The sequence below is a fragment of the Anaerococcus porci genome, from assembly GCF_034090325.1.
Taxonomy (GTDB): domain Bacteria; phylum Bacillota; class Clostridia; order Tissierellales; family Peptoniphilaceae; genus Anaerococcus; species Anaerococcus porci.
Map to the genome: position 1 here is coordinate 20,514 of NZ_JAXDSU010000100.1, position 24,052 is coordinate 44,565.

21 protein-coding genes are annotated in these 24,052 nt (G+C 26.9%); 2 read left to right on the forward strand and 19 right to left on the reverse strand.

The annotated features are described in order from the left end of the window. Positions 1-44 precede the first annotated feature (44 nt). Positions 45-701: a type 1 glutamine amidotransferase gene (locus SOR60_RS10160; protein WP_154538814.1), complete on the reverse strand. Its 657-nt coding sequence runs from the start codon at positions 699-701 to the stop codon at positions 45-47. Further along, positions 698-2,029: a Mur ligase family protein gene (locus tag SOR60_RS10165; protein WP_154538815.1), complete on the reverse strand. Its 1,332-nt coding sequence runs from the start codon at positions 2,027-2,029 to the stop codon at positions 698-700. Before SOR60_RS10165 ends, SOR60_RS10160 begins: the two co-directional genes overlap by 4 nt. Positions 2,030-2,425: 396 nt before the next feature. Here SOR60_RS10165 and SOR60_RS10170 point away from each other — a divergent pair, with 396 nt between their 5' ends. Both SOR60_RS10170 and thrB read left to right on the forward strand, forming a co-directional pair. Then, positions 2,426-3,625, forward strand: a complete 1,200-nt coding sequence (locus SOR60_RS10170) for a homoserine dehydrogenase (RefSeq protein ID WP_154538816.1) — start codon at positions 2,426-2,428, stop codon at positions 3,623-3,625. Continuing rightward, a complete protein-coding gene (thrB, locus tag SOR60_RS10175; protein ID WP_195837828.1) occupies positions 3,625-5,928 on the forward strand; it encodes a homoserine kinase in 2,304 nt (767 codons plus the stop codon). Before SOR60_RS10170 ends, thrB begins: the two co-directional genes overlap by 1 nt. A 159-nt stretch (positions 5,929-6,087) precedes the next feature. On the opposite strand, the gene SOR60_RS10180 is transcribed toward thrB, so the two are convergent. From SOR60_RS10180 to rnr, 17 genes are all read right to left on the reverse strand, one after another. Beyond that, positions 6,088-6,792 (reverse strand): glucosaminidase domain-containing protein, encoded by a 705-nt coding sequence (locus SOR60_RS10180; protein WP_320595876.1) that lies wholly within the window; start codon positions 6,790-6,792, stop codon positions 6,088-6,090. Positions 6,793-6,868: 76 nt separating this feature from the next. Next, positions 6,869-7,438, reverse strand: a complete 570-nt coding sequence (gene pyrE / locus SOR60_RS10185; protein WP_154538817.1) for an orotate phosphoribosyltransferase — start codon at positions 7,436-7,438, stop codon at positions 6,869-6,871. Positions 7,439-7,446: 8 nt separating this feature from the next. Then, on the reverse strand, positions 7,447-8,346 hold the full coding sequence (locus SOR60_RS10190) for a dihydroorotate dehydrogenase (RefSeq protein WP_154538818.1): 900 nt from the start codon (positions 8,344-8,346) through the stop codon (positions 7,447-7,449). Continuing rightward, positions 8,346-9,062, reverse strand: a complete 717-nt coding sequence (locus SOR60_RS10195; RefSeq protein WP_154538819.1) for a dihydroorotate dehydrogenase electron transfer subunit — start codon at positions 9,060-9,062, stop codon at positions 8,346-8,348. The genes SOR60_RS10190 and SOR60_RS10195 overlap by 1 nt, the downstream gene beginning before the upstream one ends. Then, complete coding sequence (gene pyrF / locus SOR60_RS10200; protein ID WP_154538820.1) at positions 9,049-9,915, reverse strand: orotidine-5'-phosphate decarboxylase; 867 nt, start codon at positions 9,913-9,915, stop codon at positions 9,049-9,051. Before pyrF ends, SOR60_RS10195 begins: the two co-directional genes overlap by 14 nt. Continuing rightward, positions 9,890-11,086, reverse strand: coding sequence for a dihydroorotase (locus SOR60_RS10205; protein ID WP_154538821.1), 1,197 nt, complete (start codon positions 11,084-11,086; stop codon positions 9,890-9,892). The genes pyrF and SOR60_RS10205 overlap by 26 nt, the downstream gene beginning before the upstream one ends. Beyond that, positions 11,086-11,514, reverse strand: coding sequence for an aspartate carbamoyltransferase regulatory subunit (locus SOR60_RS10210; protein WP_320595877.1), 429 nt, complete (start codon positions 11,512-11,514; stop codon positions 11,086-11,088). The genes SOR60_RS10205 and SOR60_RS10210 overlap by 1 nt, the downstream gene beginning before the upstream one ends. Further along, positions 11,507-12,436 carry an aspartate carbamoyltransferase gene (gene pyrB, locus SOR60_RS10215; RefSeq protein WP_154538823.1) on the reverse strand — a complete coding sequence of 310 codons (930 nt, stop codon included), beginning with the start codon at positions 12,434-12,436 and terminating at the stop codon, positions 11,507-11,509. The genes SOR60_RS10210 and pyrB overlap by 8 nt, the downstream gene beginning before the upstream one ends. Before the next feature lie 60 nt (positions 12,437-12,496). Then, positions 12,497-13,030 carry a class IV adenylate cyclase gene (locus SOR60_RS10220; RefSeq protein WP_154538824.1) on the reverse strand — a complete coding sequence of 178 codons (534 nt, stop codon included), beginning with the start codon at positions 13,028-13,030 and terminating at the stop codon, positions 12,497-12,499. Further along, positions 13,020-13,712 (reverse strand): metallophosphoesterase, encoded by a 693-nt coding sequence (locus tag SOR60_RS10225; RefSeq protein WP_154538825.1) that lies wholly within the window; start codon positions 13,710-13,712, stop codon positions 13,020-13,022. Before SOR60_RS10225 ends, SOR60_RS10220 begins: the two co-directional genes overlap by 11 nt. Beyond that, positions 13,709-15,619 (reverse strand): ATP-binding protein, encoded by a 1,911-nt coding sequence (locus SOR60_RS10230; RefSeq protein ID WP_154538826.1) that lies wholly within the window; start codon positions 15,617-15,619, stop codon positions 13,709-13,711. Before SOR60_RS10230 ends, SOR60_RS10225 begins: the two co-directional genes overlap by 4 nt. Further along, positions 15,612-16,643, reverse strand: coding sequence for a metallophosphoesterase family protein (locus SOR60_RS10235; protein ID WP_154538827.1), 1,032 nt, complete (start codon positions 16,641-16,643; stop codon positions 15,612-15,614). The genes SOR60_RS10230 and SOR60_RS10235 overlap by 8 nt, the downstream gene beginning before the upstream one ends. Next, a complete protein-coding gene (locus tag SOR60_RS10240; protein ID WP_320595878.1) occupies positions 16,640-17,209 on the reverse strand; it encodes a histidine phosphatase family protein in 570 nt (189 codons plus the stop codon). Before SOR60_RS10240 ends, SOR60_RS10235 begins: the two co-directional genes overlap by 4 nt. Positions 17,210-17,262: 53 nt before the next feature. Then, entirely contained in the window at positions 17,263-20,742 is a 3,480-nt protein-coding gene (locus tag SOR60_RS10245; RefSeq protein ID WP_320595879.1) for an FtsX-like permease family protein, read from the reverse strand. 1 nt (position 20,743) lies between these two features. Then, on the reverse strand, positions 20,744-21,445 hold the full coding sequence (locus SOR60_RS10250) for an ABC transporter ATP-binding protein (RefSeq protein ID WP_154538830.1): 702 nt from the start codon (positions 21,443-21,445) through the stop codon (positions 20,744-20,746). A gap of 1 nt (position 21,446) precedes the next feature. Continuing rightward, complete coding sequence (gene smpB, locus SOR60_RS10255; protein WP_176269307.1) at positions 21,447-21,890, reverse strand: SsrA-binding protein SmpB; 444 nt, start codon at positions 21,888-21,890, stop codon at positions 21,447-21,449. Continuing rightward, positions 21,891-23,996 carry a ribonuclease R gene (gene rnr, locus SOR60_RS10260; RefSeq protein WP_320595880.1) on the reverse strand — a complete coding sequence of 702 codons (2,106 nt, stop codon included), beginning with the start codon at positions 23,994-23,996 and terminating at the stop codon, positions 21,891-21,893. It abuts the gene before it with no gap. Positions 23,997-24,052: the final 56 nt, after the last annotated feature.

Sequence of the window (24,052 nt, forward strand, 5' to 3'; positions counted from 1 at the left end):
CAATAAAAACTTATCAATTCAATAGCTTATTAAAGTGAATTAGGTTAATACTGTTTTTTATTATCTTCTATGATTTGTAAAAATGTATCACACAAATTATCATTGCGAGCTAACAAAGGACCATGGAGATAACTTGCAAAAGTATTTTTATATCTAAATCCTTCAGTTTTATCTTGGCCATTATTTCCATATCCTTCAATAATGGTTGAAAATGCACAATGTTTATCTGAAAGATAAGTTACTCCACCATGATTTTCAAATCCTTCATAAATTTGTCCGCTTTTATTATCCTTAACCTTTACATTCCCAACAAATCTTTTAGAATCTTCTTGATTTTTTGTATAATAGTCAAAAATGTTAAGACCTTCTATTTTATTATTATAAGCATCATAATAATATTTACCTAAAAGTTGATATCCTCCACAAATCGCAAGAAATAATCCATCATTTTCAATATATTTTATTATGTTATCTTTTTTATTTTCTAAGTCTTTTTCGACTATTGACTGTTCGTAGTCTTGTCCTCCACCAAAGAAAACAAAATCATATTTTTTATAATAAAAATCATCATTAATACTAATAACATCTACATTTACTTTATAGCCCTTTTTTTCTGCTAAATATTTAATAGCCATAACATTTCCTACATCTCCATAGGTATTTAAAAGATTTCCATAAAGATGGCATATATTTATTATCATTGTAAGTTTAAAACCTCCCTTAATCTTAACATGGCAGTATAGGTTGAAAGTATATAAATTTTATTTGTTTTTGATGTACTGATAGCTTTTAAAATATCTTTTTCATAGTCAAATTCTATAATTTCCCCATCAAATATATCTGCGATTTCTAGTCTTCTCTTCATATCTTTTTTTCTCTTACCTGAAACTTTTACTTCTTTTATATTTAGTTTTTTTAGTCTTTCATAATAAGAGTCGTAAATCCAAGATACATCTGTTCCATCAGCATAATTATCATTTAAAAAACAAAATAAACTTATAGGATCATCTTCTAAAAGCATAAGATTAATAATTTGATTTAAACCAGTTGGATTTTTAACTAAATTTATAATTACTTCTTTGCCCTCAATATTAAGATTTTCTTGACGACCAAAAACGTGTTCCTGATTTTTTAATCCATCATATATTTCTTCATAAGTAAGTTCCAATTCTTTTGAAAGAGATATGGCCGCAAGGGCGTTGTAAATATTATAAAATCCTCCAATTTGAATTTCATACTCTTCATTATCTATAAGAAATTTTGAATAATTTGCTTCCATAGATAAAATATTTTCAATATTATAATCTATTTTTGGAGAATGGAAATCACAGTTTGGACATGAAAAATCTCCTAGGGATGAATAATTTATAATTCTATATTTTAAAATAGACTTACAATTTGGGCAAAGTATGCCATCACTATTAAACTCAGCATCTAAGTCATATAATTGACTATCTTTTTTATCCTCTCTAATACCATAATATATTGGATTATATTTTTTTAATGAATCATATGAAAATATTGGTAAATCACCATTTGCTATAATTTTTACATCATCACATTTTTTAAATCCCTCTAAAATCTTGTTATAAACATTATAAATTTCACCAAACCTGTCCATTTGATCTCTAAATATATTTGTCAAAACAACATAATCCGGTTTTATAAATTCAGAAACCCTAACAAGATTCGCCTCATCTACCTCCAAAACGGCAACTGTATTTTCATTTTTAGGATTATCTAGAAGACTTGTAATTATTCCTTGAATCATATTTGATCCAGATTCATTTGTAAAAACTTTATTATAATGATTTTTAAGAATACTTGTCACAAAGTGTGTAGTCATAGTCTTACCATTCGTCCCTGTAATAAAAATAAATTTAGTATTTTTACTAAGTGACTTAAGTATATCTTTATCCATCTTATAAGCAATTTTACCTGGAAGACTTGTAGCCTTGTGTTTTGTCAATTTCAATAAAAAGCGAATTAATTTCGCTGTACTTATAGTTAAATTATCTTTTATACTCATGACATTAGTATATTACAAAAATTTTGATTTTCAAAATCATAAAACAAAACTATCTTTTTTTATTTTATAATACATGTAAATACAAATAATATTTTTTTGTTAATAATCATATAATTTAAGTCTTAGAAATAATATTTAAGCCAAACTTAAATATACTATCTATGTTTAATTGACTATTTGTATAAATCATAATTTTCATAATCTTCTTGACTTTTATCTTTTAAAGTAATAAAATCATAAAAAATATCTAAAACTTAATATTAAAAATTTATAAGTTAAATGCTTGTATTGCATATTATAAATACATTTTATACTATTATTTTTATAAAAAGTAAATATTTGCTTAATAATAAAAATTATTAATTTATAAAAAACTGTTGTAATAAGGAGTAAATAATGAAAAGAATTGTAGGAATAGCGATATTAGGATTTGGAACTGTTGGTCAAGGCGTTTATAAAATTATTAAAGAAAAACATGACTCTATTATGTACTATACAAATGCAGAAATTGACATAAAAAAAATCTTAGTTAGAAATTTTAATAAAGAATATAAAGTCGAAATAGATAGAAATCTTTTAACAAATAACTTTGAAGAAATCCTAAATGATGACGCTATAGATATTATTGTAGAAGTAACCTCATCAATTGATCAAGCAAAAGACATGATGGTGATGGCAATGAATAAGGGAAAAGATATTGTATCCGCAAATAAGGCTGCTATTAGTAAGTATTTTAATGAACTTAATGACCTTGCAAGGGATAACAATCTTCATTTTCTTCATGAGGCAGCTGTTGCAGGTGGTATTCCTGTTCTAAAACCTCTTGGAGATTTAGTTATGGAAAATGATATTACAAGAGTAAGAGGTATTCTGAATGGAACCTGTAATTTTATTTTATCAAAAATGACAGAAGAAGGTGAGGATTACGAAAATGTACTAAAAAAAGCTCAGGAATTAGGCTATGCAGAAGCTGACCCATCTAGTGATGTCGATGGTCTTGACACTCTCAGAAAACTTAGAATTCTATCAACAATGGCTTTTAGACAAGATGTTGATGAAAATGATATACTCTTGGAAGGTATATCAAATATAAAAGCTTGTGATATTAAAAATCTTGCAAAATTAAATAGAACCATAAAGCTCATAGGTGATGCGTGGGTAGAAGATGAAAAAATTAAAGCAATTGTCCAACCAGTAGCAGTTTACTCTAACTCCTACTTTGCATCTGTAAGGGAAGCCTATAATAGTGTAACAGTATATGGTGATATGGTTGGAGAATTAAAGTTTTATGGAGCTGGAGCAGGTATGCTTCCTACAGCTAACGCAGTTACAAATGATATTATAGATATATTATTTGATAGACAGTCTAAGGTAAGACTTGGTGAGGGACTTAATAGACAAATTGCAAAAGATGAAATCAAGGGGGATTTTTATGTTAGATATAATTCTGAAATTATAAGTCTTGATAGTTTTAAAAGAAAAAAATTAACAAATGAAAGTTACTTGATTAAAAATTGTCAATATGAAAAACTTAAAAGAGCTCTTAAAAAAGATTCAAATTCTATAATAATAAGACTTGAAAGTGAGGATTATTGATGAAATTTCTTTCGACTAGAAATAAAAATATTAAAATGAATGGTTCTATGGCAATAATTAAAGGTATAGCACCAGATGGTGGTCTTTTTGTGCCAGAGTATTTTCCAAAGATAAAAAAACTTGATAGTCTAATTGATTATAACTATAAAGATCTTGCAGCTTATATTTTAGGTTTATATTTTGATGATTTAGGTGATAAGGTAAAAGATATTGCTTACAAAGCTTATGATTCAAAATTTCCTAATGAAGTTGTAGCTTTAAAAGAAAATGATGCTGTCTTTCTTGAACTTTATCACGGAAGAACTCATGCCTTTAAAGATATGGCCCTCTCTGTCCTTCCACACCTTCTTAAAGCATCATTGGAGGTCAATAAGGACAATAAAAATATACTAATTCTTGTTGCAACATCAGGGGATACTGGTAAGGCTAGTCTAGAAGGTTTTAAAAATATTGATGGTGTTCGTTGCATGGTATTTTATCCAAAGGGAGGGGTATCAAAAATTCAAGAACTCCAAATGCTAACCCAAGAGGGAGATAATCTTGATGTAATTGCTATAAATGGAAATTTTGATAATGCCCAAAGTGCTGTTAAAAAAATTTTTATTGATCAAAATTACAAAAATCTACTTTTAAAAAGGGGATATGAACTTTCTTCTGCTAATTCAATAAATATAGGTAGACTTATACCCCAAATAGTCTACTATGTCTATTCCTATCTCAAGTTAGTAAAAATAGGAAAACTCAATATAGGTCAAAAAATTAATATATGTGTTCCTACAGGAAATTTTGGCAATATTTTAGCTGCATACTATGCAAAAAGGATGGGACTGCCTATAAACAAGTTAATAGTAGCATCAAATGAAAATAATGTACTTACAGATTTTTTTAATAGTGGTATATATAATTCTAATAGAAATCTTATTATTACATCATCTCCGTCAATGGATATACTAATTTCTTCTAACCTTGAACGTTTACTTTTCCACCTAGTAGATGGGGATACAAAAAAAGTCAAAATAGCTATGGAAGATCTTAAAAACAAAAAATCGTACAAGTGGAAAGACTTAGATAAGAGCCTTATAGAAGCTGGTTTTGCAACAGAAGAAGATATTTCAAATGCTATAAAAACTTGCTACGATAATTACAATTATGTAATAGATTCTCATACAGCTGTTTCATATAGTGTCTACAAAAGCTATAAAAATCGAACATCTGATAATACTCTGACATTAATAGCATCTACAGCAAGCCCTTTTAAATTTCCAGACAAGGTCTTGAATTCAATAGGTATTTTTAAATCAGAAGATGATTTTAAAAAGCTTGAAGATTTAGCTAAACTAATGAAGGTTGATGTTCCAAAAAATATTAAGGAATTAGAAAATAAGAAGATTATACATCATAGGATAATTGATCCTAAAAATATGAAAAAAGAAGTATTAGAAATCTTAAATTGCAAATTTAGTGTTAAAGTTCCAGCAACAAGTGCTAATATTGGAGTAGGCTTTGATACTTTTGGCGTTTCTTTAAATTTATTTAATACGTTTACATTTAAAAAATCTGAAACCTTCATGGAAGATAACCTTGTGATTGATTCATATAAAAAAACTTTTAAATATTTAGATGAGGATATTATTCCAATATCAGTAAAGATAAAATCACAAGTTCCATATACTAGAGGACTAGGCTCATCATCAACTTGCATAGTTGCAGGAGTATATTCTGCTCTTTTCATGATGAATAAAACCATAAATAAGGAACTTGCTCTTGACATAGCAACAGAAATTGAAGGACATCCTGATAATGTAGCTCCAGCCATTATGGGAAGCTTTGTAATTTCGCTTAAACACAATGAACACATACACTATAGAAGGTTTGAACTTAATAAAAATCTAGAATTTCTAGCTTTAATTCCTAATTTTTCATTAAGCACCAAGGATTCAAGGAATATACTTCCAAAAATGATTAGTCTAAAAGATGGAGTACATAATGTTTCAAGAGCTGCTTTACTTACTCCTGCTCTTGTAAATCTTGATAAAAATCTTATTAAAGTATGCCTTGATGATAGGTTTCACCAACCTTACAGAAAGAGACTTATAAAAGATTTTGATTTACTTAAAGAAAAATCTTTAGAATTTGATGCAATTGCTACTTATCTTAGTGGTGCAGGCCCAACAATAATGGTACTTTCAGAAAAAAACTCCAAAACATATGCGATGCTTAAAGACTATATTAATAACAATCTTAAAGATTGGGATGTAAAAAAACTTAATGTGGATCTTGATGGGGCTAAAATAATTTCATAATCCAATAAGCATAAAGTTTCTCTTATCTTTATGTCTTATAAAAATTAATTTTTCATTAAGGCGTGCACCCTTAGTTAATTATTAAGTTTAGAACAAAAAGAGACTGTTGCAAAATTATTAATTTCTATCATTTTGCAACGGCCCCTTTTAACCTTAATTTTATTTATTTTCTAATATATTTACAGAAACTTCTCTAATCATATAATCTACTTTTTCTGACCAATATGGATCTGAAGCATATAATTTTCCTATAGATGCAGTAGATATTCCATTATAAAACTTACCATCTTTACTCAAATAATTTTCTTTTAAGAATTTAGCTACATAGTCTATTGATTCACCCTTAGTTTTAAAATGATTTGCTTTATTAATAGGATCTTGATCTATAGCATTGAATCCAAAAAGATTATTTTTTTCTTTTGCAAGATATGAATTTCCATTACCTGTTTCATGCTTAGCCATAGCCATTAAAAGTATTGCATTTACTCCATACTTTTCTTCTGCATTTTTAAAGTCTTTACCAAGGCCTAAAAGTTCTGTATTTTTAAGACCTGTTTCTAATTCATCAGCTGTAAAATCAGTCTTATTGGTTAAATATAAATAAGAATTCTCACTTATATTCTCAGACCCCTTTTCCCTAAACTCTTTTAAATCATTCTCTAATTTTTCATATCTTTTAATTTTAGACTGCTCTAAACTCAGTGCCTCTTTGTCAATTTTTTCTATTCCCCTAATAATCTTATTTCTTCTTTGACTTGAATTTGATGCAAATGATGAACTTTCAATTCCAGATGAAATAATTAGCACAAGAACAATAGATAAAAAAGAAAACATAGATATTTTTAATTTTTTATATTTAAACACACATATCTCCCTTATTATTTTAAATGTTACAGAATTGTTACAAATATTCTATCATAACTTATGCTATATTTCAACTTTATTTTCTAGAACCAGGTTTTACTGCAGGAGTATCCTTTAAATCATCTGGTAAATTATCAGGATCAAAGCTATTAATTTGAATTTTTGTAGCTGATATTAACTTAAGTCCCCTTATCTGATCAAGACCTGACCTATTCACAATTGATGTCAAAGCCACAGTATTTGCTCCCTCTTTTTCAATAACATCTACTGTTTCAAATGAAGATTTTCCAGTTGTTATTACATCTTCAACTATAATAACATTCATATCTTTTTTTATTTCAAAGCCTCTTCTTAGAGTCATTATATTATCAACCCTTTCAGTAAAGATAGCATTTACCCCTAGAGCTCTTGCTACTTCATAGGCTATAATTATCCCTCCCATAGCGGGACCTACACATAAATCAACTTTAATTCCAGCTTCCTTAATTTTTTTAGCTATAATTTTCGCAATCTCTTCGCAATATACTGGATTTTCTATTAATTTAGCGCATTGTATATATTTTCTAGAATGTCTTCCACTTGAAAGTAAGAAATGTCCTTCAAGTAAAGCATTAGATTTTTTTAATAATTCAACTGTTCTATCCATAATATCTCCTATATAATATTTCTTATTTCATCTAAAGATTTTATATTTTCTCTATCTATATATGATTTTAAATCATCAATAATATTTATCATTGTATTAAAATCAACAAAGTTACTAGTCCCAACTTGGACTGCCGTTGCTCCTGCCATAATGAACTCAAGGCAGTCTCTATAATTTCTTATACCACCCATTCCAATTATAGGTAGCTTTGTAGCCATACTTGCCTCATATACCATTCTTAATGCTATTGGTTTTATACAAGGTCCAGATAAACCAGCAGTCTTATTTTCAAAAATCGCCTTTTTCTTATCAACATCTATTGCTAAAGCATTAAAAGTATTTACTAAGGATATACAATCAGCACCTGAATTCTCTGCAATTTTTACAAACTCACTTATGCTTCCTACATTTGGAGACAATTTTACCATTAAAACTTTTTTAGTGACTTTTCTTACTTCTTCTATAACTTCACAAGCCTTATTAGGATCAGTACCAAAGGCCATTCCACCTTCTTTAACGTTAGGGCAAGAAATATTTAACTCAATTATAGGGATAGATGTATCATCTAGTAATATTGCACCTTTTACATACTCATCAATACTATGTCCACCTAAATTTGCAATAATTACTGGATTTTTACTTTCTAAGAAAGGAAGTTCTTCTTTAATGAAATAATCTATGCCTGGATTTTGAAGTCCAATTGAATTCATAATTCCAGATTGTGTTTCATAAATTCTAACCCCCTTATTACCTAAATTTTTATGTAGGGTTAGACCTTTTGAAGATATTCCACCAAGCTTATTTATATCTATATAATTTGCAAATTCTTTGCCAAAACCAAAAGTACCACTTGCCGCTATTACAGGATTGTTAAATTCTATTCCACAGATATTTACTTTTAAAGTCATTAAAATATCTCCTTTGAATCAAAAACCGGTCCGTCTTTACATACTCTAATAAAATCTCCATTGATATTTTCAATAGTGCAACCAAGACATGCTCCTATTCCACAAGCCATGTGTGCTTCCATAGATATTTGGATTTCAGTAGTAGTATTTTTCTTAGATAGTGTCTCTAGCATTGGATTTGGTCCACAAGCATAGATTACATCGTAATCATTAGTATTTATTTTATCTGTAATAAATATTTTATCTATTTTATCTATAGTTACAGTTGTATTATTCACATAGTCTTTAAAATAATCTGTAAAATACTCAAAATCAGAAAATCCAACATAAAAATCAGCCTTTTTATCAAGCATTTTTGCCAAAAATAATAAAGGAGCTATCCCTATACCACCAGCAACTATTGCTGATTTTCTACCTTCTCTTATCTTAAATCCATTTCCAAGAGGACCAAGAATACTTACTTCTGATCCCTTTTTTAAGTCTTTTATTATATTTGTACCTACACCCTTAACTTGATATAAAAATGACATAGTTTCTTCATCTTGATCACACACACCAAAAGGTCTTGATAATAGTGGAGATTCTCTAAAGCTATCTGTTCTAAGCATAAAAAATTGACCAGGCTTTGCATTAATTTTGGTTTTTAACTTACAAAAATAGATATTATCACTAATTTTTTTATTAAAAACCACATCTGCTTTTCTATAGCCTTCCATTATTCTCAATTTCCTTTCTTGTTTCTATACACTTAAGCCTTGCATAATAACCAATTTTATCTTCACCATCATCAAAATTGAGATAATTTTTTAGGATAGCCCTAGATGAATTTACTACTCCTCCATTAAGATTGTTGAGAAGTTTATATACATTCATAGACTCTGCCATCTGAGCACCAAAACCAGGTATTAAGAAAAACATATTATCATATCTTTTTCTAATTTTCTCCACCTCATCTTTGTGTGTTGCACCAACGACCAATCCTATTGGGCCATAGCCTGTTTTATCTAATAATTTATTATTCAACTCTTTAAGCTTGTCACCTACTGTATAAAAAAATTCACTATTATCTTTAAGCTTTAAACACTCAAAATCACTTGCTCCAGGATTTGAAGTTCTTAAAAGTACAAAAACACCTTTATCTTTTTTTTCAATAAAATCTAAATAAGGTGAAATCGAATCCATTCCCATATATGGATTAAGAGTGATAAAGTCTGCTTCAAAATCTCCAGAAAAATGAGCTTTTGCATATTGTTTTGCACTCTGAGCAATATCAGACCTTTTTACATCTGCTATGCTTAAAAGATTATTTTTTCTAATATAGGATAGAGTTTTGCTATAGGCTTTCATTCCCAATAATCCATATGATTCATAATAAGCAATTTGAATCTTATATATAGCACAGACATCTTTTGTACTATCTATTATTTCCCTATTAAAATCAAATAGAGCTTGATCAATAGACTTATTTTCTTTGTGAGTTTTTGGTATATAGTCTATAGATGTATCTAAACCTACACAAACAAAGCCATTTTGACTTACTTTATTATATAATCTTTCCATCAAGGTCATATTTTAGTACTCCTTTTTTGTAAACTTTTTTAATCTGTCCCTTTAGTGTCTTACCTATAAATAAAGAATTTTTTGATTTTGATAAAATATCTTCTTCTTCATATATATATTCTTTATCTAAGTCAATAATGGTAAAATCAGCCAAGTATCCTTTTTTTAGTTTTCCTTTTTTAATCTCAAGAAGCTTAGCTGGATTTGTGCTCATCATCCTAATTAAGTCATTTAAAGATATTAGACCAGATAAAACCAAAACCTCATAAGAAGTTGAAAAAGCAGTTTCAAGTCCTATAAAACCAGGTTTTCCTTCATTTTTTTCTTTTTTAGTATGAGGAGCATGGTCGGTTGCTATACAGTCTACATATCCTCTTTTTATCATAGAAAGTAAAGCTTCTTTATCCTTATCTTTTCTAATAGGAGGATTAACTTTTAAATCAACCCTATTTGTAAAATAAATATGATGAGGTGTAACTTCACAAGTAATATTTGCACCTTTATCTTTAAAATATGCAATAGCTTCAATAGCTCCCTTAGTAGATACATGAGAAAAATGAATTGGTACATCCATTTTATAAGAAAGGTATGCATCTCTTATAGTCATCAAATCTTCTGCTATTTCATAATCATATTTAGATATTTCTTTACATTCTTCATGTAAAGTGAATTTAAGTTTATTCTCTTTAGCTATTTTTATAGCTTTATACATAGCAAAATCATCATCCACACCCTTTCCATCGTTTGAAAGAAATAGTAAATCTTCAGGTAGGTCTTTAAGATGTGATAAATCATCTGTTTCAAAATCTTTAGTTATTGAATAAACTTGAAATATATCAATAAGATTTAAATCTCTTCCTCTTTTCATTATATCATCATAAACATCTTTGCTTGATACAATTGGATTTGTGTTAGGCATGAGATTTACCGTAGTATATCCACCTTTAAGAGCCGTCTTAGAGCCAGATTCTAAATCTTCTTTATAGATAAATCCTGGGTCTCTAAAATGAGTGTGCATATCTATAAATGAAGGAACTAAAATCAGACCTTCACAATCTATAATTTCTACATCATCATCTAAGTCAAATTCATCTGTAATAAATCCATTTTCAACAAAAATATTCTTTCTAGATATATTTACATCATCAATCCCAACAAGGTTTTTAAATACTTGTCTCATTATTCCTCCACATCATAAATATGGTCACAATAAGCACATTTATACATCTTTTCCTTCCTATCTATAAGGATAAATTTACTTTCAATATTTCTTTCACTTGTTGTTATGCAAGTTGGATTTTGACATTTAAATATTCCCCTAGTTTCTTTAGGTAAATCCAATGTTTTCTTTTCTACAACTTCTTCATTTTTAATAAAGTTTATTGTAGCATTTGGGTCGATAATTGCTACTGCATCTAAGTTAATATCAAGATTTCCTGCAATTTTAACTATATCTTTTCTGCCTTGGGATGATGATTTTGCATTTAAAATAAGTGCAACTTCTTCTGATAATTCATCTAAACTTAAAAGGTTAAATATTTTAATTCCTAAACCACTTTTAATATGATCTATAACTATTCCATCTTTTAGTGAAGTAATCTCAAGCATCTCTTCCCTCCAATAATTTAATAATAAGTGCCATTCTTGCATACATACCACATTTAACTTGTTTAAAATAAAGGGCTCTAGGATCATTATCTACATCAGTATCAATTTCATTAACTCTTGGAAGTGGATGAAGTATAGCCAAATCTTTCTTGACATCTTTAAGTTTTTCCTTATTTAAAACATAAGAATCCTTGAGTCTAGTATATTGATTATCTGAGAAAAATCTTTCTTTTTGGATTCTAGTCATATATAAGATATCTAAATCATTTATAGAATCATCTAAAGACCTTCTTTCCTCAAATTCTATATTATGTTTTTCAAAAACTGATTTTTTAATATAGTTTGGAAGTTTTAACTCTTCTGGAGAAATTAGGACATATTCATTATTATCAAACATGGTTAGTACCTTTAATAATGAATGGACTGTCCTGCCATATTTTAAGTCTCCACATAGACCTATCCTAAGTCCTTCTAACTTATTTTTGTAAGTTTTTATAGTTAAAATATCAGTCAAAGTTTGAGTAGGATGTTGATGTCCGCCATCTCCCGCATTAATAATTGGACAATCACTTACTTCACTTGCAAGTTTTGCAGCTCCCTCTTGGGGATGGCGCATGGCAATTATATCCGCATATTGACTAACTGTCTTAATTGTATCTTGTAAACTTTCACCCTTACTTTGGCTAGAAGATGCTGCATTTGAAAATCCTACAACAGAACCACCCAACCTTAACATTGCTGATTCAAAAGAAAGTCTAGTCCTAGTAGAAGGCTCAAAAAAAAGAGTCCCTAATAGTTTTCCATTACAATAATCTGAAAAATCACTAGGACTCTTTACTATGTCTTCTGCTAAGTCAATTACTTCAAGTAAATCATCTTTATACAAATCTTCTGCACTTAGTAAATTTTTAATTTTTAGCATTTAGACACTCCTTTTTAAGTTTTTTTAATTATATCAAAAGTGTCTTGCTAAGTCAATAAATTACTTTAATTTTTGTATAAGCTCATTTATAGACTCACTTGTAACATTATCTCTATCAATATCAAATTCATCTAAAATTTCTTCAATCAAATTAACATTTGTAAACTCAATTTCCATATAAGGGTCTGGATATACATCCTTTGACCATGTATCAAGGTCAAATCTTTGTTCTTTATATTCATAAGAAACTCTTTTTTTCTCACCTACATATCTTTCCACAAGTCCAATTTCTTCAAGAATCTTTATCATGTTTGAAGTAGAGGTGATATTTGTAGTATATTCGTTATTAACTCTAACATCATCTTTTGAATCTACAGATTCCTTAAAGGTCAACTCTGTATCTAATCTTTTCCCATCAATAGTTTTTTCCCTAATTCTAAGATATCCATTTGGAAATTCACTCCTATTCTGTGGTGAAAAAGTATGATTTTTTTGTATCTCAACACCTAGTTTTTTAGCTCCTTTAGAAATCAACTTCTTTTCCATTTCATTCAAGTCAATATTTAAAATTTTTAATTCTAATTCACGATCCATTTAAACTTATCCTCTCTGCTTTAAAATCTACATAATCTCCAGAAATACATTTAAGCTTAATGCCATCAAATATTCCTTCAACAATTTGTTTATGTCCTGGTCCATGAAGATGTCCATACACTATTGATTCTACCTTATAACCCTTACAAATTCTAAAAAATTCATTTAAAGATTTGTCTGAATTTAATGGTGGGTAATGAAGCATTACAATTTTCTTATTTCCTTTCTTATTATATTCTAATGAATTCCTTAATCTCTGAAGTTCTCTTTTAAAAATTTTTTCGTCATGTTCATCAAAGTCTTTAAAATCTCTACTAATCCAACCTCTTGTTCCACATATATCATATCCTTCGACTTCAAAAGAATTATTTTGTAAAAAACTTATACTTCTAAGATTTAAATCATTTAACTTTTTTAATGACTGCCGCCAATAATCGTGATTTCCTTTAAGAAGGATTTTTTTTCCCTTCAAATTATCTATTCTCTTAAGATCATTATAAGCATTTTTTTCTGTCATAGCCCAGGAAATATCTCCAGCTATCAAAACTGAATCCTCATCATTTATAATATTTTGCCAATTTTTAAATATTTTTTCTTGATATCCATCCCAAGCTTCGCCAAAAATTTCCATAGACTTCTCTTCCGTGTAATCAAGATGTAAATCTGCTAGTGCATAAATCATATTTTCTCCATGTATTTTATATCTATATCAATTCCCTCTGCTTTAAGTATATCCTCTTCTCTTTTATGACATGAAAAGTAAATAATTTGAAAGTTATTAGAAATATCTAATAAATGTAACAAGGCCATTCTAAGTCTAAAACTATCATAATTAATAAAAGCATCATCGAAAATCAAAAACATATTATTATATAAATTTTCAGTAAGACTTAGTCTTAAAGCGAAATTAATCTGATCAAAAAAACCTACTGATAATTTATTTAGATCAATAAATTCATTATTTTTTGTCCTTATTAATGGATTTAGTTTATCATCATAGGATAAATCTTTATACTTACAATTAGATATATCAGCTATTAACTTTGAAATCTTATTTTCAAGCTTTATTTTATTTTTCCCTAACTTATCTTTATTAGATTCTATAAGTTTTATCGCTAAATTGGATGCTCTTAATTCGAGTTCTATTTCATCAAGCTTTCTCTTAATAGCTTTTATATCTTCAATAAGATCATTTTTCTTTCCTAATTCATCTTCAACAAGTGCTAATTTCTTTTCAAGTTTTAAATTTAAATCCCTAAGTTTATTAAGCTCATTTTCATTTTCTTCAATTTCTTTATCAATTTTTAAAATATCTATATTTTTTTTATAGTTAATATCTATTTCTTTATCATATTTCTCTTGCTTATCAAGAATATTAAGAATCTCTATTATCTTTTCTTTTTCAATTTTTAATTTTTCATACTCTATAAATTTTTCTTTCTTTTTTTCGTATTGATATTTGTTTTTGGCCCCAACTTTTAATAATTCATTATTTATTCTAATATTTAAATTAATTAGATTATTTCTTTTTTTATAATCATTTTTAACCTTTTTATATAAAAAATAAATTATTGGTATAATAAAGGCTAATATAATATAAGCTCTTTTTAAGATAATAAAAATTGTAATCATTAAAATTATAATAAAATAAAGAAATTTAATATCACGACTTTTATTATTCTTATAAAAGTCTTTACTTTCATCTAAGAGTTCATCCAACTTTTCAAAATAAATCCTATCAATATCATAAAACTCACTGTAATCTTTAAGTTTTCTCTCAATAATATTTAAAGATTCTTTTCTTGCTTTCTCTTCTAAGTAATTACTATTAGCTTTTGCTTTCCTATACTGATCTCTTTCATTTTTTAATTCTTTGATTTTTTCTAAAAATTGTATAATTTTATGCCTTTGATTTTTTAATTTTAATAAATCATTATAATATTGGTCATTTAACTTATTTATACGTCTAAGCGCATCATTTTTATTTTCTAAAAGTTTAAGATTTTTTGCATAGGGTTTTGTATAAGCTCTTTTACTTCCGAGCTTATTAATTCTGTCCTCTATATTTTCTTTTGCTTTTAGGGATGAAAATTCTAAATCCGATGATGGATTTTTTAAAAAATCTATAATCTTTTTTTTAGAATCTTGATCAATATCTTGTAATTGTTGATTATTTATTATATTTCGATAAATACTATAACTAATATTTAAGAAATACTCACCCGGATAATTTAGTCTTGATTTTTTATTTTCTATCTCTATATTTTCTTTTAAATCATATATCTTATAGCTTCCATCATCAAAATTTCTATCTACTCTATAATCCTTATTATTTTTCGAAAGAATTAATGAACCCATATATTTAAAAGAACCAATTGGTCTGTATTTTTCTCTTTTATATGAAAAATTAATCTTATTTTTACCTTGGTCAAATCCATAAAAAACACCCTCTATAAAGTCAAGAATTGTAGATTTACCACTTTCATTTTCTCCATAAATTAGGTTAAATCCTTCATTGAATTTTATATTTTTATTTTGAAAATGTCCAAAAGATAATAAGTTGATTTCTTTTATATATAAATTAGACATCTCTACTCCTAAGTATTGCATCTATACCTATTTCTAATGCTCTTTCTTTTACTTTTTCATCTTCATCAAGACTTAACAAAGAATCATAGAAATCCTGCAATATTGTATTTGGATATTTTTTAATTAAATCATTATAATATGATAATGATTTTTTGTAAACAAGTTCAATATAAATTAAATCAAGTTCTTTTCTTAATTTTTTTTCATTAATATCAAATAAATCATAATTATCAAGTTTTAATCTCAAAAAAACATAATCCCCTTTAAACATATCTCTTATAGAATCTATCATATGGTCCATATTTCTATAGTCTGATAGATCTTCATTTAATTCTAAAAATTCAAGCTTAGAAGATTCTTTAAAGAAAAAATCTCCATTATCATACTTAATATATCCAAATTTTCCTTTGTCCTTAAAAGATTGAGGCTCTATACTTCCTACGTAGTAAATATTATTATTAAAGTTTGTTTTTTTGTGAATGTGACCTAACCCTACATAGTTGAATCCTATTTTTTTAAGTCTTTCTAAATCAAGACTTAAATAAGTTGAGTTAATATTAGTAATTTCGCCATGAAATATACCTATATTATAATAATTCTTATTTAGATTTATACTATAATTAAATCTTTTTGAAAATATCCTATCATCATAAGATATTCCATATATCCTTACATTTTTATATTCATAAAACTCAATTCTTTCACTCCCAAATATATATAAGTTTTGAGGTTTATTTTCAAAGAAAAAATCATTTTTTCTATCTATATAGTCATGATTTCCTGTAACATAATAAATATTTTTACCAAAATTTTCTATTATCCTAAACAATCTGTCATAATCTTTAGACATAAAATAATCTCGCTCATAAAGATCCCCAGAAATAAGGGCAAAATCTACATCCTTATTACTTTCTAATATGTCCTTAAAACTATCCCATTTACTTCTTCTAATTATATTAGAATATGAGCTTTCAAAATCAAAACTATCTGATAGATGTACATCTGATAAATTAATAAATTTCATATCTTATTTACACACTCTAGAATTTTTTTGTTATTTTCAATATTAATAATAGTTAATGAGCCATTATCAATCCAAAAATTTTCAAAATTTGATAAATCATTCAATATTGTAAAAATAGCTGCCCTTATTGCTATGCCATGACTTACACAAAGTATTGTATTATGAGATGTTTTTTTATCTTCAATAAAATCATCAAGCCTTTTTATAAGATCTTTTACGCTCTCTCCTCCAGGATATCTTATATCATATGGATTTAATTTCCTTTCCTTATAAAAGTTTTCGTATTCTATTAAAGTGTCAGAAATCCTTTTTCCCTTAAAGTCACCAAAATCCATTTCATTTAATCTTTTATCTTCTGTATACTCATTAAAGCCTAAATATTCTGCAGTTTCTTTGCTTCTCAATAGCTTGGATGTGTATACCTTATCTACATTATAATCTCTTAAATTAAACTTACTTTTATCAAGATCTTTATAAGCATCTTTAGATATTTTCGTATCTTCTGTAGAAAATCTCTTACTCTTATTTGATTCAGTAAGACCATGTCTTAAAAATATTATCTTCATACTAATCACCTTTTTCTATTATATCACAATAAAATAAAGCAGACTAAACTGCTTTATTCTCCTGCCTTCATGGCTTCAGCCATATTTATCTTTTTCAATCTTAAATGGACGATTATCATTATAATAAATGAAATAAATAAGGTTACTATAGCTGATATTATATAAGATAGTGGATGTGTTTTTGCTGATAAATATATACCATCAGGTGCTACAACTAAAAGTACATACTTTAGCATAATATATCCTAATATATAGCCTAACATTATTCCTAAAATTGTTAAAATATAAGTTTCTCTATATATATAAGCTGTCGTCTCTCTTGGGAAAAATCCTAAAACTTTTGTTGTTGCTAGTTCCTTTTTTCTTTCACTAACATTTATATTGGTAAGATTATATAAAACAACTATGGCCAATATTGCAGAAACCAGAGTGATTATTCCTATAACCAAGTTAAGATTTGCCATCAATGAATCAATTGTTTCATATGATTTATTAGGTTCAATTAGTGATAGACTAGCTTTATTTTTTAATATTTTATCTTTCAAACCTTTATTTTCTGTATTTATTATATCAGCATTAAATTCTAATTTATCATTAAAATTATTTTCATAAGCTTCTTTTGACATATAGATATAATCATCTATATAATTTTCTGCCACATCTTTAATTTTAACTTTTTTGTCTAAAAACTTAAGCTCGTCTTTTTCATTAAGTTTATTATAAAGATTTGTAGTTACTACCAAAGAATCTTCACATAACTTAATAGGATTTTTGGATTTATCTCTTATATCAATAAATTCATTAAGCCTATCTTGATTTTCAAAGACTATTAAATTAGCTTTGATATCATCTTTAAGATCAATTTCTACACTCTTATAATAGATTCTTTTTGTCATCTCACCATTTATTATATCTTCATATTCATTTTTATCTTTTACATCAGCTCTATTATCAAATATATTTATATAATCATATTTGCTAATTTCTTGTCTTTGGATATTTGATGTATCTTTTATAGAGTCTGTCATTGCAAATCCAAAAAATAACAAGGCAGTACATCCTCCAATACCAAAAATTGTCATCAGCATACGTGACTTATATCTAAATAAATTTCTAAAAGTAATTTTTGTCATAAAAGACAATCTTTTCCATAAAAAGTCAATTTTTTCTAGAAATATCCTTGATCCACCCCTTGGTGGTTTTGGCCTTAGTAAGTCTGCAGTTTGTTCTTTTACCTCACTGTTTGATGTAAAAAATACAGTAAGCGTTATAAGAATTATAGAAAGGATAATAGTTGTAACAACAAGTAAAAAACTATTAGGAAAATCCATCTCAAATATATCAAATCCTGATGAATAAGCCTTAAATATAATCTTACTTATTAGATACTTTCCTAAAATAACCCCTATTATTGATCCCAATATAGTAGGTGAAAGTGCATATATATAAAATTTATTTGCGATATCCTTATTAGCATATCCTAGAGATTTCAAAGTACCATTTTGAATTCTTTGTTCTTCAATATATCTTTTTATTGTAGTCAATGATACTAAAAGAGCTATAAAATAGAAAAATGTTGGAAATACTTTAGAAAGTTCATCCATGTTCTTAGAATTCTTATAGTAAGTGTCAATAGCTTTATTTGATAATATATTCCCTATACTATATTTTGGATCTGGAAGTCTTACAAGATTTTCTCTAGCATCCTCAATTTCATCATAACCATCGTTAATTTTCTTTAATGATTTATCTTTTTCTTCGAAAAATTTTTTATTGGTTTCTTCTAATTTTCTTTGATTTTCTAAAAGTTCTTCATATGCTTTATCAAGTTTAAATCTTCCATTTTCTTTTTCATTTTTAAACCTTTCGTAAGATAAATTATAAAGATTTAAAGCTTCATTTAAACTTGCTTCATTAGAAGCTATCATGGATTTAGATTCATTTAACTTATTTCTTGCACTATCTTTCTCGATATTTATTTTTCTAATAGATTCTTGTAAGATAGTATTTTTTTTACCTAAATTATTTTTTTTCTTATTAAGTACATCTTCTTTTTCTAAAATTGGAGCCATAGCTTCATTATAGGCTAAATCATACTTATTTTTAAATTCCTTAAAAGACAAATCTATTTCTTCTTTTTTTTCTATAAGCTCTTTATTTTTCGAATCTAATTCATTAAACTTATTTGAGAGATCTTCTCTGGATTTACTTAACTTATCAATCTCTTCTTTATTCTCTTCACTATCATCTAAATTTTCTATTTTTTTTTCAATAATTTTAATATTTTCTTCTATAGATTTTTTACTTTCATTGATTTTTGAAATTTCAAGTTCAAGTTTACTTTTATTGTTATTAAGTTCAACTAATTTATCCTTTTGGGATTTAAAAGAGCTTTCAATTTTATTTTTACCTTCTTCAATTTCCTTACTACTGTCATTAATTATTTTGTAAGCCTTATTAATTTCAAGCTCTAAATCTTTAAGTCTTTTTTCTGCATTACTAAATTTAGTATTATATTCATTTAAACCACTCTCATATTGCTTCTTTGCCTTATCGAGCTTAATATATCCATTGTCAATTTTAACCTTTGATAATTTAAGCTTTTCTTCAGATTCAGTAATTTTATTTTGAAATTCTTTTTCATTGGCATAGTATTTATTTATACCATTAAGTAATTTTTCATTAGCATTGTAGAGTTTCTCTTGCTCATCACCAAGCTTTTTTTTCGCATCATCTAATTCTTTTTCGTTCTCATCTAATTTTTTATTACTTTCATCTTTAAGTTTTTTTAAAACTTCACTTGGCCTATACTTAAAGTCATCTTCTAAATCTTTCTTCTTTTTGTCAACATATGATATGTAAGTTTCATCAAATTTATGAAGATTTTTGGTATCTTTATATAGTATATTTGCTTTTTTTATATCATCTGTTTTAAAATTATCATAAGATATTATAGCAAAGCCATCTACCATTTTTTTGCCTTCAATTGAATAATCTCGTATATCATTCATGAGATTTTCTGTCGAATTGGCAAAGCCCACTATTTTAAATTTTTTATTTTTTAATTTATCATCAATATTTTTATTTAAAGATTCATCAAATTCTATAGTATCTCCAATTTTAAACTCATCTTTCAATACTTCATCAATGATTATTTCATTATTGTTTTTTAAGTCCCTACCTTTTTTTATATTATATTTTGGGAAAGTTTCATCTTTAGAATCTATACTTAATAGTAAGTCTTTATAATATAGGTCTGTTCCTTTTTGGTAGGATACATTCTCAATACCCTTGTCTTTTTCTATAATTACTTTATCTTCATCTTTAAGTCCATAAGTTGAGCTTATAATCATATCTGGATGATTAGCATTTTTTAAAGTATTATTTAAGGTGTTTCTCATAGTAGGTCCTGTTAGAAATAAAGCTACTACAATCATTGAGGCAAGCATTATCATTATAAAGATAGAAAAAATCTTACCCTTGGTATTTTTCATATCCCTAAATATACTTTTATAATAATTACTTTTTCTCATTTTACCACTCAATATTTTCTACATTTTCAGGATTTTTATTTTCATACTCATTTACTATTTTACCATCTTTAAGTTCAAATACCTTATCAGCAATATCTTTTATAGCTGTATTGTGTGTTATTATAATTACAGTAGTATTTAGATTCTTGGCTGTATCTTGTAATAATTTTAGTATAGACTTACCTGTTCTATAATCAAGAGCTCCTGTAGGCTCATCACAAAGTAAAAGTTTAGGGCTTTTAGCAATAGCCCTTGCAATAGCAACTCTTTGTTGTTCTCCTCCAGAAAGCTGAGAAGGAAAAGAGTCTTTTCTATTTGAAAGTCCCACCTCATCAAGAGCTTTATAAGCATCCATATTATCTTTTGCAATCTCTGATGCAAGTTCTACATTTTCTATACTTGTAAGATTTGGTATAAGATTATAAAATTGAAAAACAAACCCAACATCATCTCTTCTATATTTTGTAAGCTCTTTTTCATTCATATCCGATAAGTTTTTATCATCAACTATAATTTCCCCTTCACTTAACTTATCCATTCCTCCTATAAGGTTTAAAAGGGTTGTTTTACCTGCACCACTTGCTCCAACTATTATTACAAGCTGACCTTTGTCTATGGATAAGTTAATATTATCATTTGCAATTATCTTATTTCCAGCTACATTAAAATATTTATACACATTTTTTAATTCTATATAGGCCATATCAATAATTTTTTAACGCTCTTTCAATTTTTCTATCTGCATCTTTTCTCTTAATAGTTTCTCTCTTATCAAATACCTTTTTCCCTTTTGCTAAAGCCACTTCCGCTTTTATAAGACCATCTTTTAAATAAATCTTTGTTATAACAATAGTATAGCCTGCTTGTGATACCTTACCTATTAACTTATTAATTTCTTTTTTATGAAGTAAAAGTTTTCTTGTCCTAATAGGGTCTATATTTTTATCATAAGATTGTTTATAAGGAGTTACATTCATATTGTATATATACATCTCACCTTTATACTCACCTACATGGGATTCTTTTATTGATACTTTTCCTTCCTTAATACTCTTTACTTCATTTCCCTTAAGTTCAATTCCTGCCTCATATTTTTCCTCTAAAAAATAATCATGTTTTGCTTTTTTATTATTAGCAATTACTTTCACTTATTCCTCCAATAAATCAAAATCTATATTTCTTTTTTCAATATCTACATTAATAACACAAATCCTTACTCTATCTCCAATCTTATATCTTTTATTATTATCAGTATTTACAGTATACATCATATCTTCAATATACTCGAATCTATCTTCGGAAAATTTATACATAAATAAACCCTCAACAGTATTTTCAAGCTCTATAAATATTCCAAAATCTGTAATTGATGAAATTATACCTTCAAATTCCTTCCCAATATATTTTTTCATATACTTACATTTGTTTAAGTCTTCTACATCTCTTTCACATTCTTCACTATTTCTTTCAGTAATTGATAAATGTTCAGCCTTCTTACCTAAATCCTTACTTAATTTAGATTGGTTAAGCTTTGTAAGTTTATTTTCTATATAAAGTTTTATAAGTCTATGGACTATTAAATCTGGATATCTTCTAATAGGTGATGTAAAATGGGTGTAAAATTTTGTTGCAAGTCCAAAATGAATATCCCTATAATTTGTATATTTGGCTTTTTGCATGGTTCTTAACATCAAAATATTTATTAAGCCTTCATCATCTTCACCCTTTACTTCTTTTAAGATTTCTTGGAAATCTTTTGAGTGGAGGCTATTTCCCTTAATATTGTGCCCAAGAGTATTTAAAATTTTATTAAATGACTCTACTTTTTCTTCTTTTGGTTTTTCATGAATTCTATAAATTGATGGAAAGTCCATATAAGCAAATAAACTTGCTACAGTTTCATTAGAAGCAATCATAAACTCTTCAATCATCTTATTTCCAGTACCTCTTTCATAACGAGATATATTTAAAACTTCTCCATCTTCTGACACATCAATTTGACTTTCTGTAAAGTTAAAATCAATTGATCCTCTTTTGCTTCTTTTATCCTTTAATATTTTATATAGTTTTTTAAACAAGTTTAATTTTTCAATAGTTAATTTATCATTATAAACTGATTGATCATTTTCATCTAAGAGAGCATTTACATCATCATAAATAAGTCTATAGTCTGATTTTATTACAGATTTATAAAAATCATTTTCTATAACATTTCCATTCTTGTCGATTCTCATTTTAATACTTACAGCAAGCCTATCTTCATTTGGGTTAAGTGAACATATACCATTTGATAAAACCTCAGGAAGCATTGGTATAACTATATTAAATAAATAAGTTGAATTACCTCTTTCATAAGCATCCTTATCAATTGCAGTAGATTCTTTAACATAGTGACTTACATCAGCTATATGAACATAGAGTATATAATCATCTTTATCTATTTCAATTGAGATTGCATCATCAAAGTCCTTAGAATCTCTACCATCTATAGTTACCGTAAAAAGCTTTCTAAAATCCATCCTATCTTCTATATCTTTATCAGTAATTTCCTTTTTTATGTATAAACATTCACTTTTTGCCTTTTTTGAAAAATTATCTTTTATCCCATGGCTTCTTACTATAGACAATACATCTATATTTGCATCATCTTTGTTGCCTAATACTTCAGTAATTTTTCCTTCTGGATTACCATGTTCAGGGTATCTTAATATCTTTACTACTACCTTATCATTATTTTTTGCGTTTTTTGAGTCTTCATTATCTATATAAATATCATCAAATATACTCTTATCATCAGCTATAACAAATCCAAATTTCTTATTTTTTTGATAAAGTCCAACTATCTTATTTTGTTTTCTTTCTAAGATATCAACAACTACACCTTCAGCATTCTTTCCATATTCTTTTTCTTTTAAGATTTTTATTTTAACTCTGTCACCATTTATAGCTTTATTAAGATTAGCATTAGAAATAAAAACATCATCAAAGTCTTCATCATCAGATATAAAGAATCCATAGCCGCCCTGAGCTGTAGAAATTATACCTATAAGTGCCTTATCTTCCTTGCTTAAAGGCATAATCTTTCCCTTTTTTGTAATATTGAGTTCTCCTTCTTTATGTAATTTTTGAATTTCTTTTACTACATCTTTTCTTATATACTTATCACAATCTAGAAACTTTAACATATGTTTCATTGTCATAGGTCTATAATTTTCACCATTTACTATATTTAAAATTAAATCCTTGAAATTCATTTTTACTCCTATTAAAAAAGAGGCTAGTATAGCCTATTAACTTGCTTGGCAAATTA

Bases quoted from the DNA above. Each gene is read 5' to 3' on its own strand.
- thrB (WP_195837828.1), top strand. From the start codon at position 3,625: ATGAAATTTCTTTCGACTAGAAATAAAAATATTAAAATGAATGGTTCT.
- pyrE (WP_154538817.1), bottom strand. From the start codon at position 7,438: ATGGATAGAACAGTTGAATTATTAAAAAAATCTAATGCTTTACTTGAA.
- SOR60_RS10210 (WP_320595877.1), bottom strand. From the start codon at position 11,514: ATGCTTGAGATTACTTCACTAAAAGATGGAATAGTTATAGATCATATT.
- SOR60_RS10225 (WP_154538825.1), bottom strand. From the start codon at position 13,712: ATGATTTATGCACTAGCAGATTTACATCTTGATTACACGGAAGAGAAG.
- SOR60_RS10190 (WP_154538818.1), bottom strand. From the start codon at position 8,346: ATGACTTTAAAAGTAAATATCTGTGGAATAGAATTTAACAATCCTGTA.
- rnr (WP_320595880.1), bottom strand. From the start codon at position 23,996: ATGAATTTCAAGGATTTAATTTTAAATATAGTAAATGGTGAAAATTAT.
- SOR60_RS10195 (WP_154538819.1), bottom strand. From the start codon at position 9,062: ATGGAAGGCTATAGAAAAGCAGATGTGGTTTTTAATAAAAAAATTAGT.
- SOR60_RS10245 (WP_320595879.1), bottom strand. From the start codon at position 20,742: ATGAGAAAAAGTAATTATTATAAAAGTATATTTAGGGATATGAAAAAT.
- SOR60_RS10235 (WP_154538827.1), bottom strand. From the start codon at position 16,643: ATGAAATTTATTAATTTATCAGATGTACATCTATCAGATAGTTTTGAT.
- SOR60_RS10205 (WP_154538821.1), bottom strand. From the start codon at position 11,086: ATGAGACAAGTATTTAAAAACCTTGTTGGGATTGATGATGTAAATATA.
- SOR60_RS10165 (WP_154538815.1), bottom strand. From the start codon at position 2,029: ATGAGTATAAAAGATAATTTAACTATAAGTACAGCGAAATTAATTCGC.
- pyrF (WP_154538820.1), bottom strand. From the start codon at position 9,915: ATGACCTTGATGGAAAGATTATATAATAAAGTAAGTCAAAATGGCTTT.
- SOR60_RS10220 (WP_154538824.1), bottom strand. From the start codon at position 13,030: ATGGATCGTGAATTAGAATTAAAAATTTTAAATATTGACTTGAATGAA.
- SOR60_RS10230 (WP_154538826.1), bottom strand. From the start codon at position 15,619: ATGTCTAATTTATATATAAAAGAAATCAACTTATTATCTTTTGGACAT.
- SOR60_RS10160 (WP_154538814.1), bottom strand. From the start codon at position 701: ATGATAATAAATATATGCCATCTTTATGGAAATCTTTTAAATACCTAT.
- SOR60_RS10250 (WP_154538830.1), bottom strand. From the start codon at position 21,445: ATGGCCTATATAGAATTAAAAAATGTGTATAAATATTTTAATGTAGCT.
- SOR60_RS10170 (WP_154538816.1), top strand. From the start codon at position 2,426: ATGAAAAGAATTGTAGGAATAGCGATATTAGGATTTGGAACTGTTGGT.
- pyrB (WP_154538823.1), bottom strand. From the start codon at position 12,436: ATGCTAAAAATTAAAAATTTACTAAGTGCAGAAGATTTGTATAAAGAT.
- SOR60_RS10240 (WP_320595878.1), bottom strand. From the start codon at position 17,209: ATGAAGATAATATTTTTAAGACATGGTCTTACTGAATCAAATAAGAGT.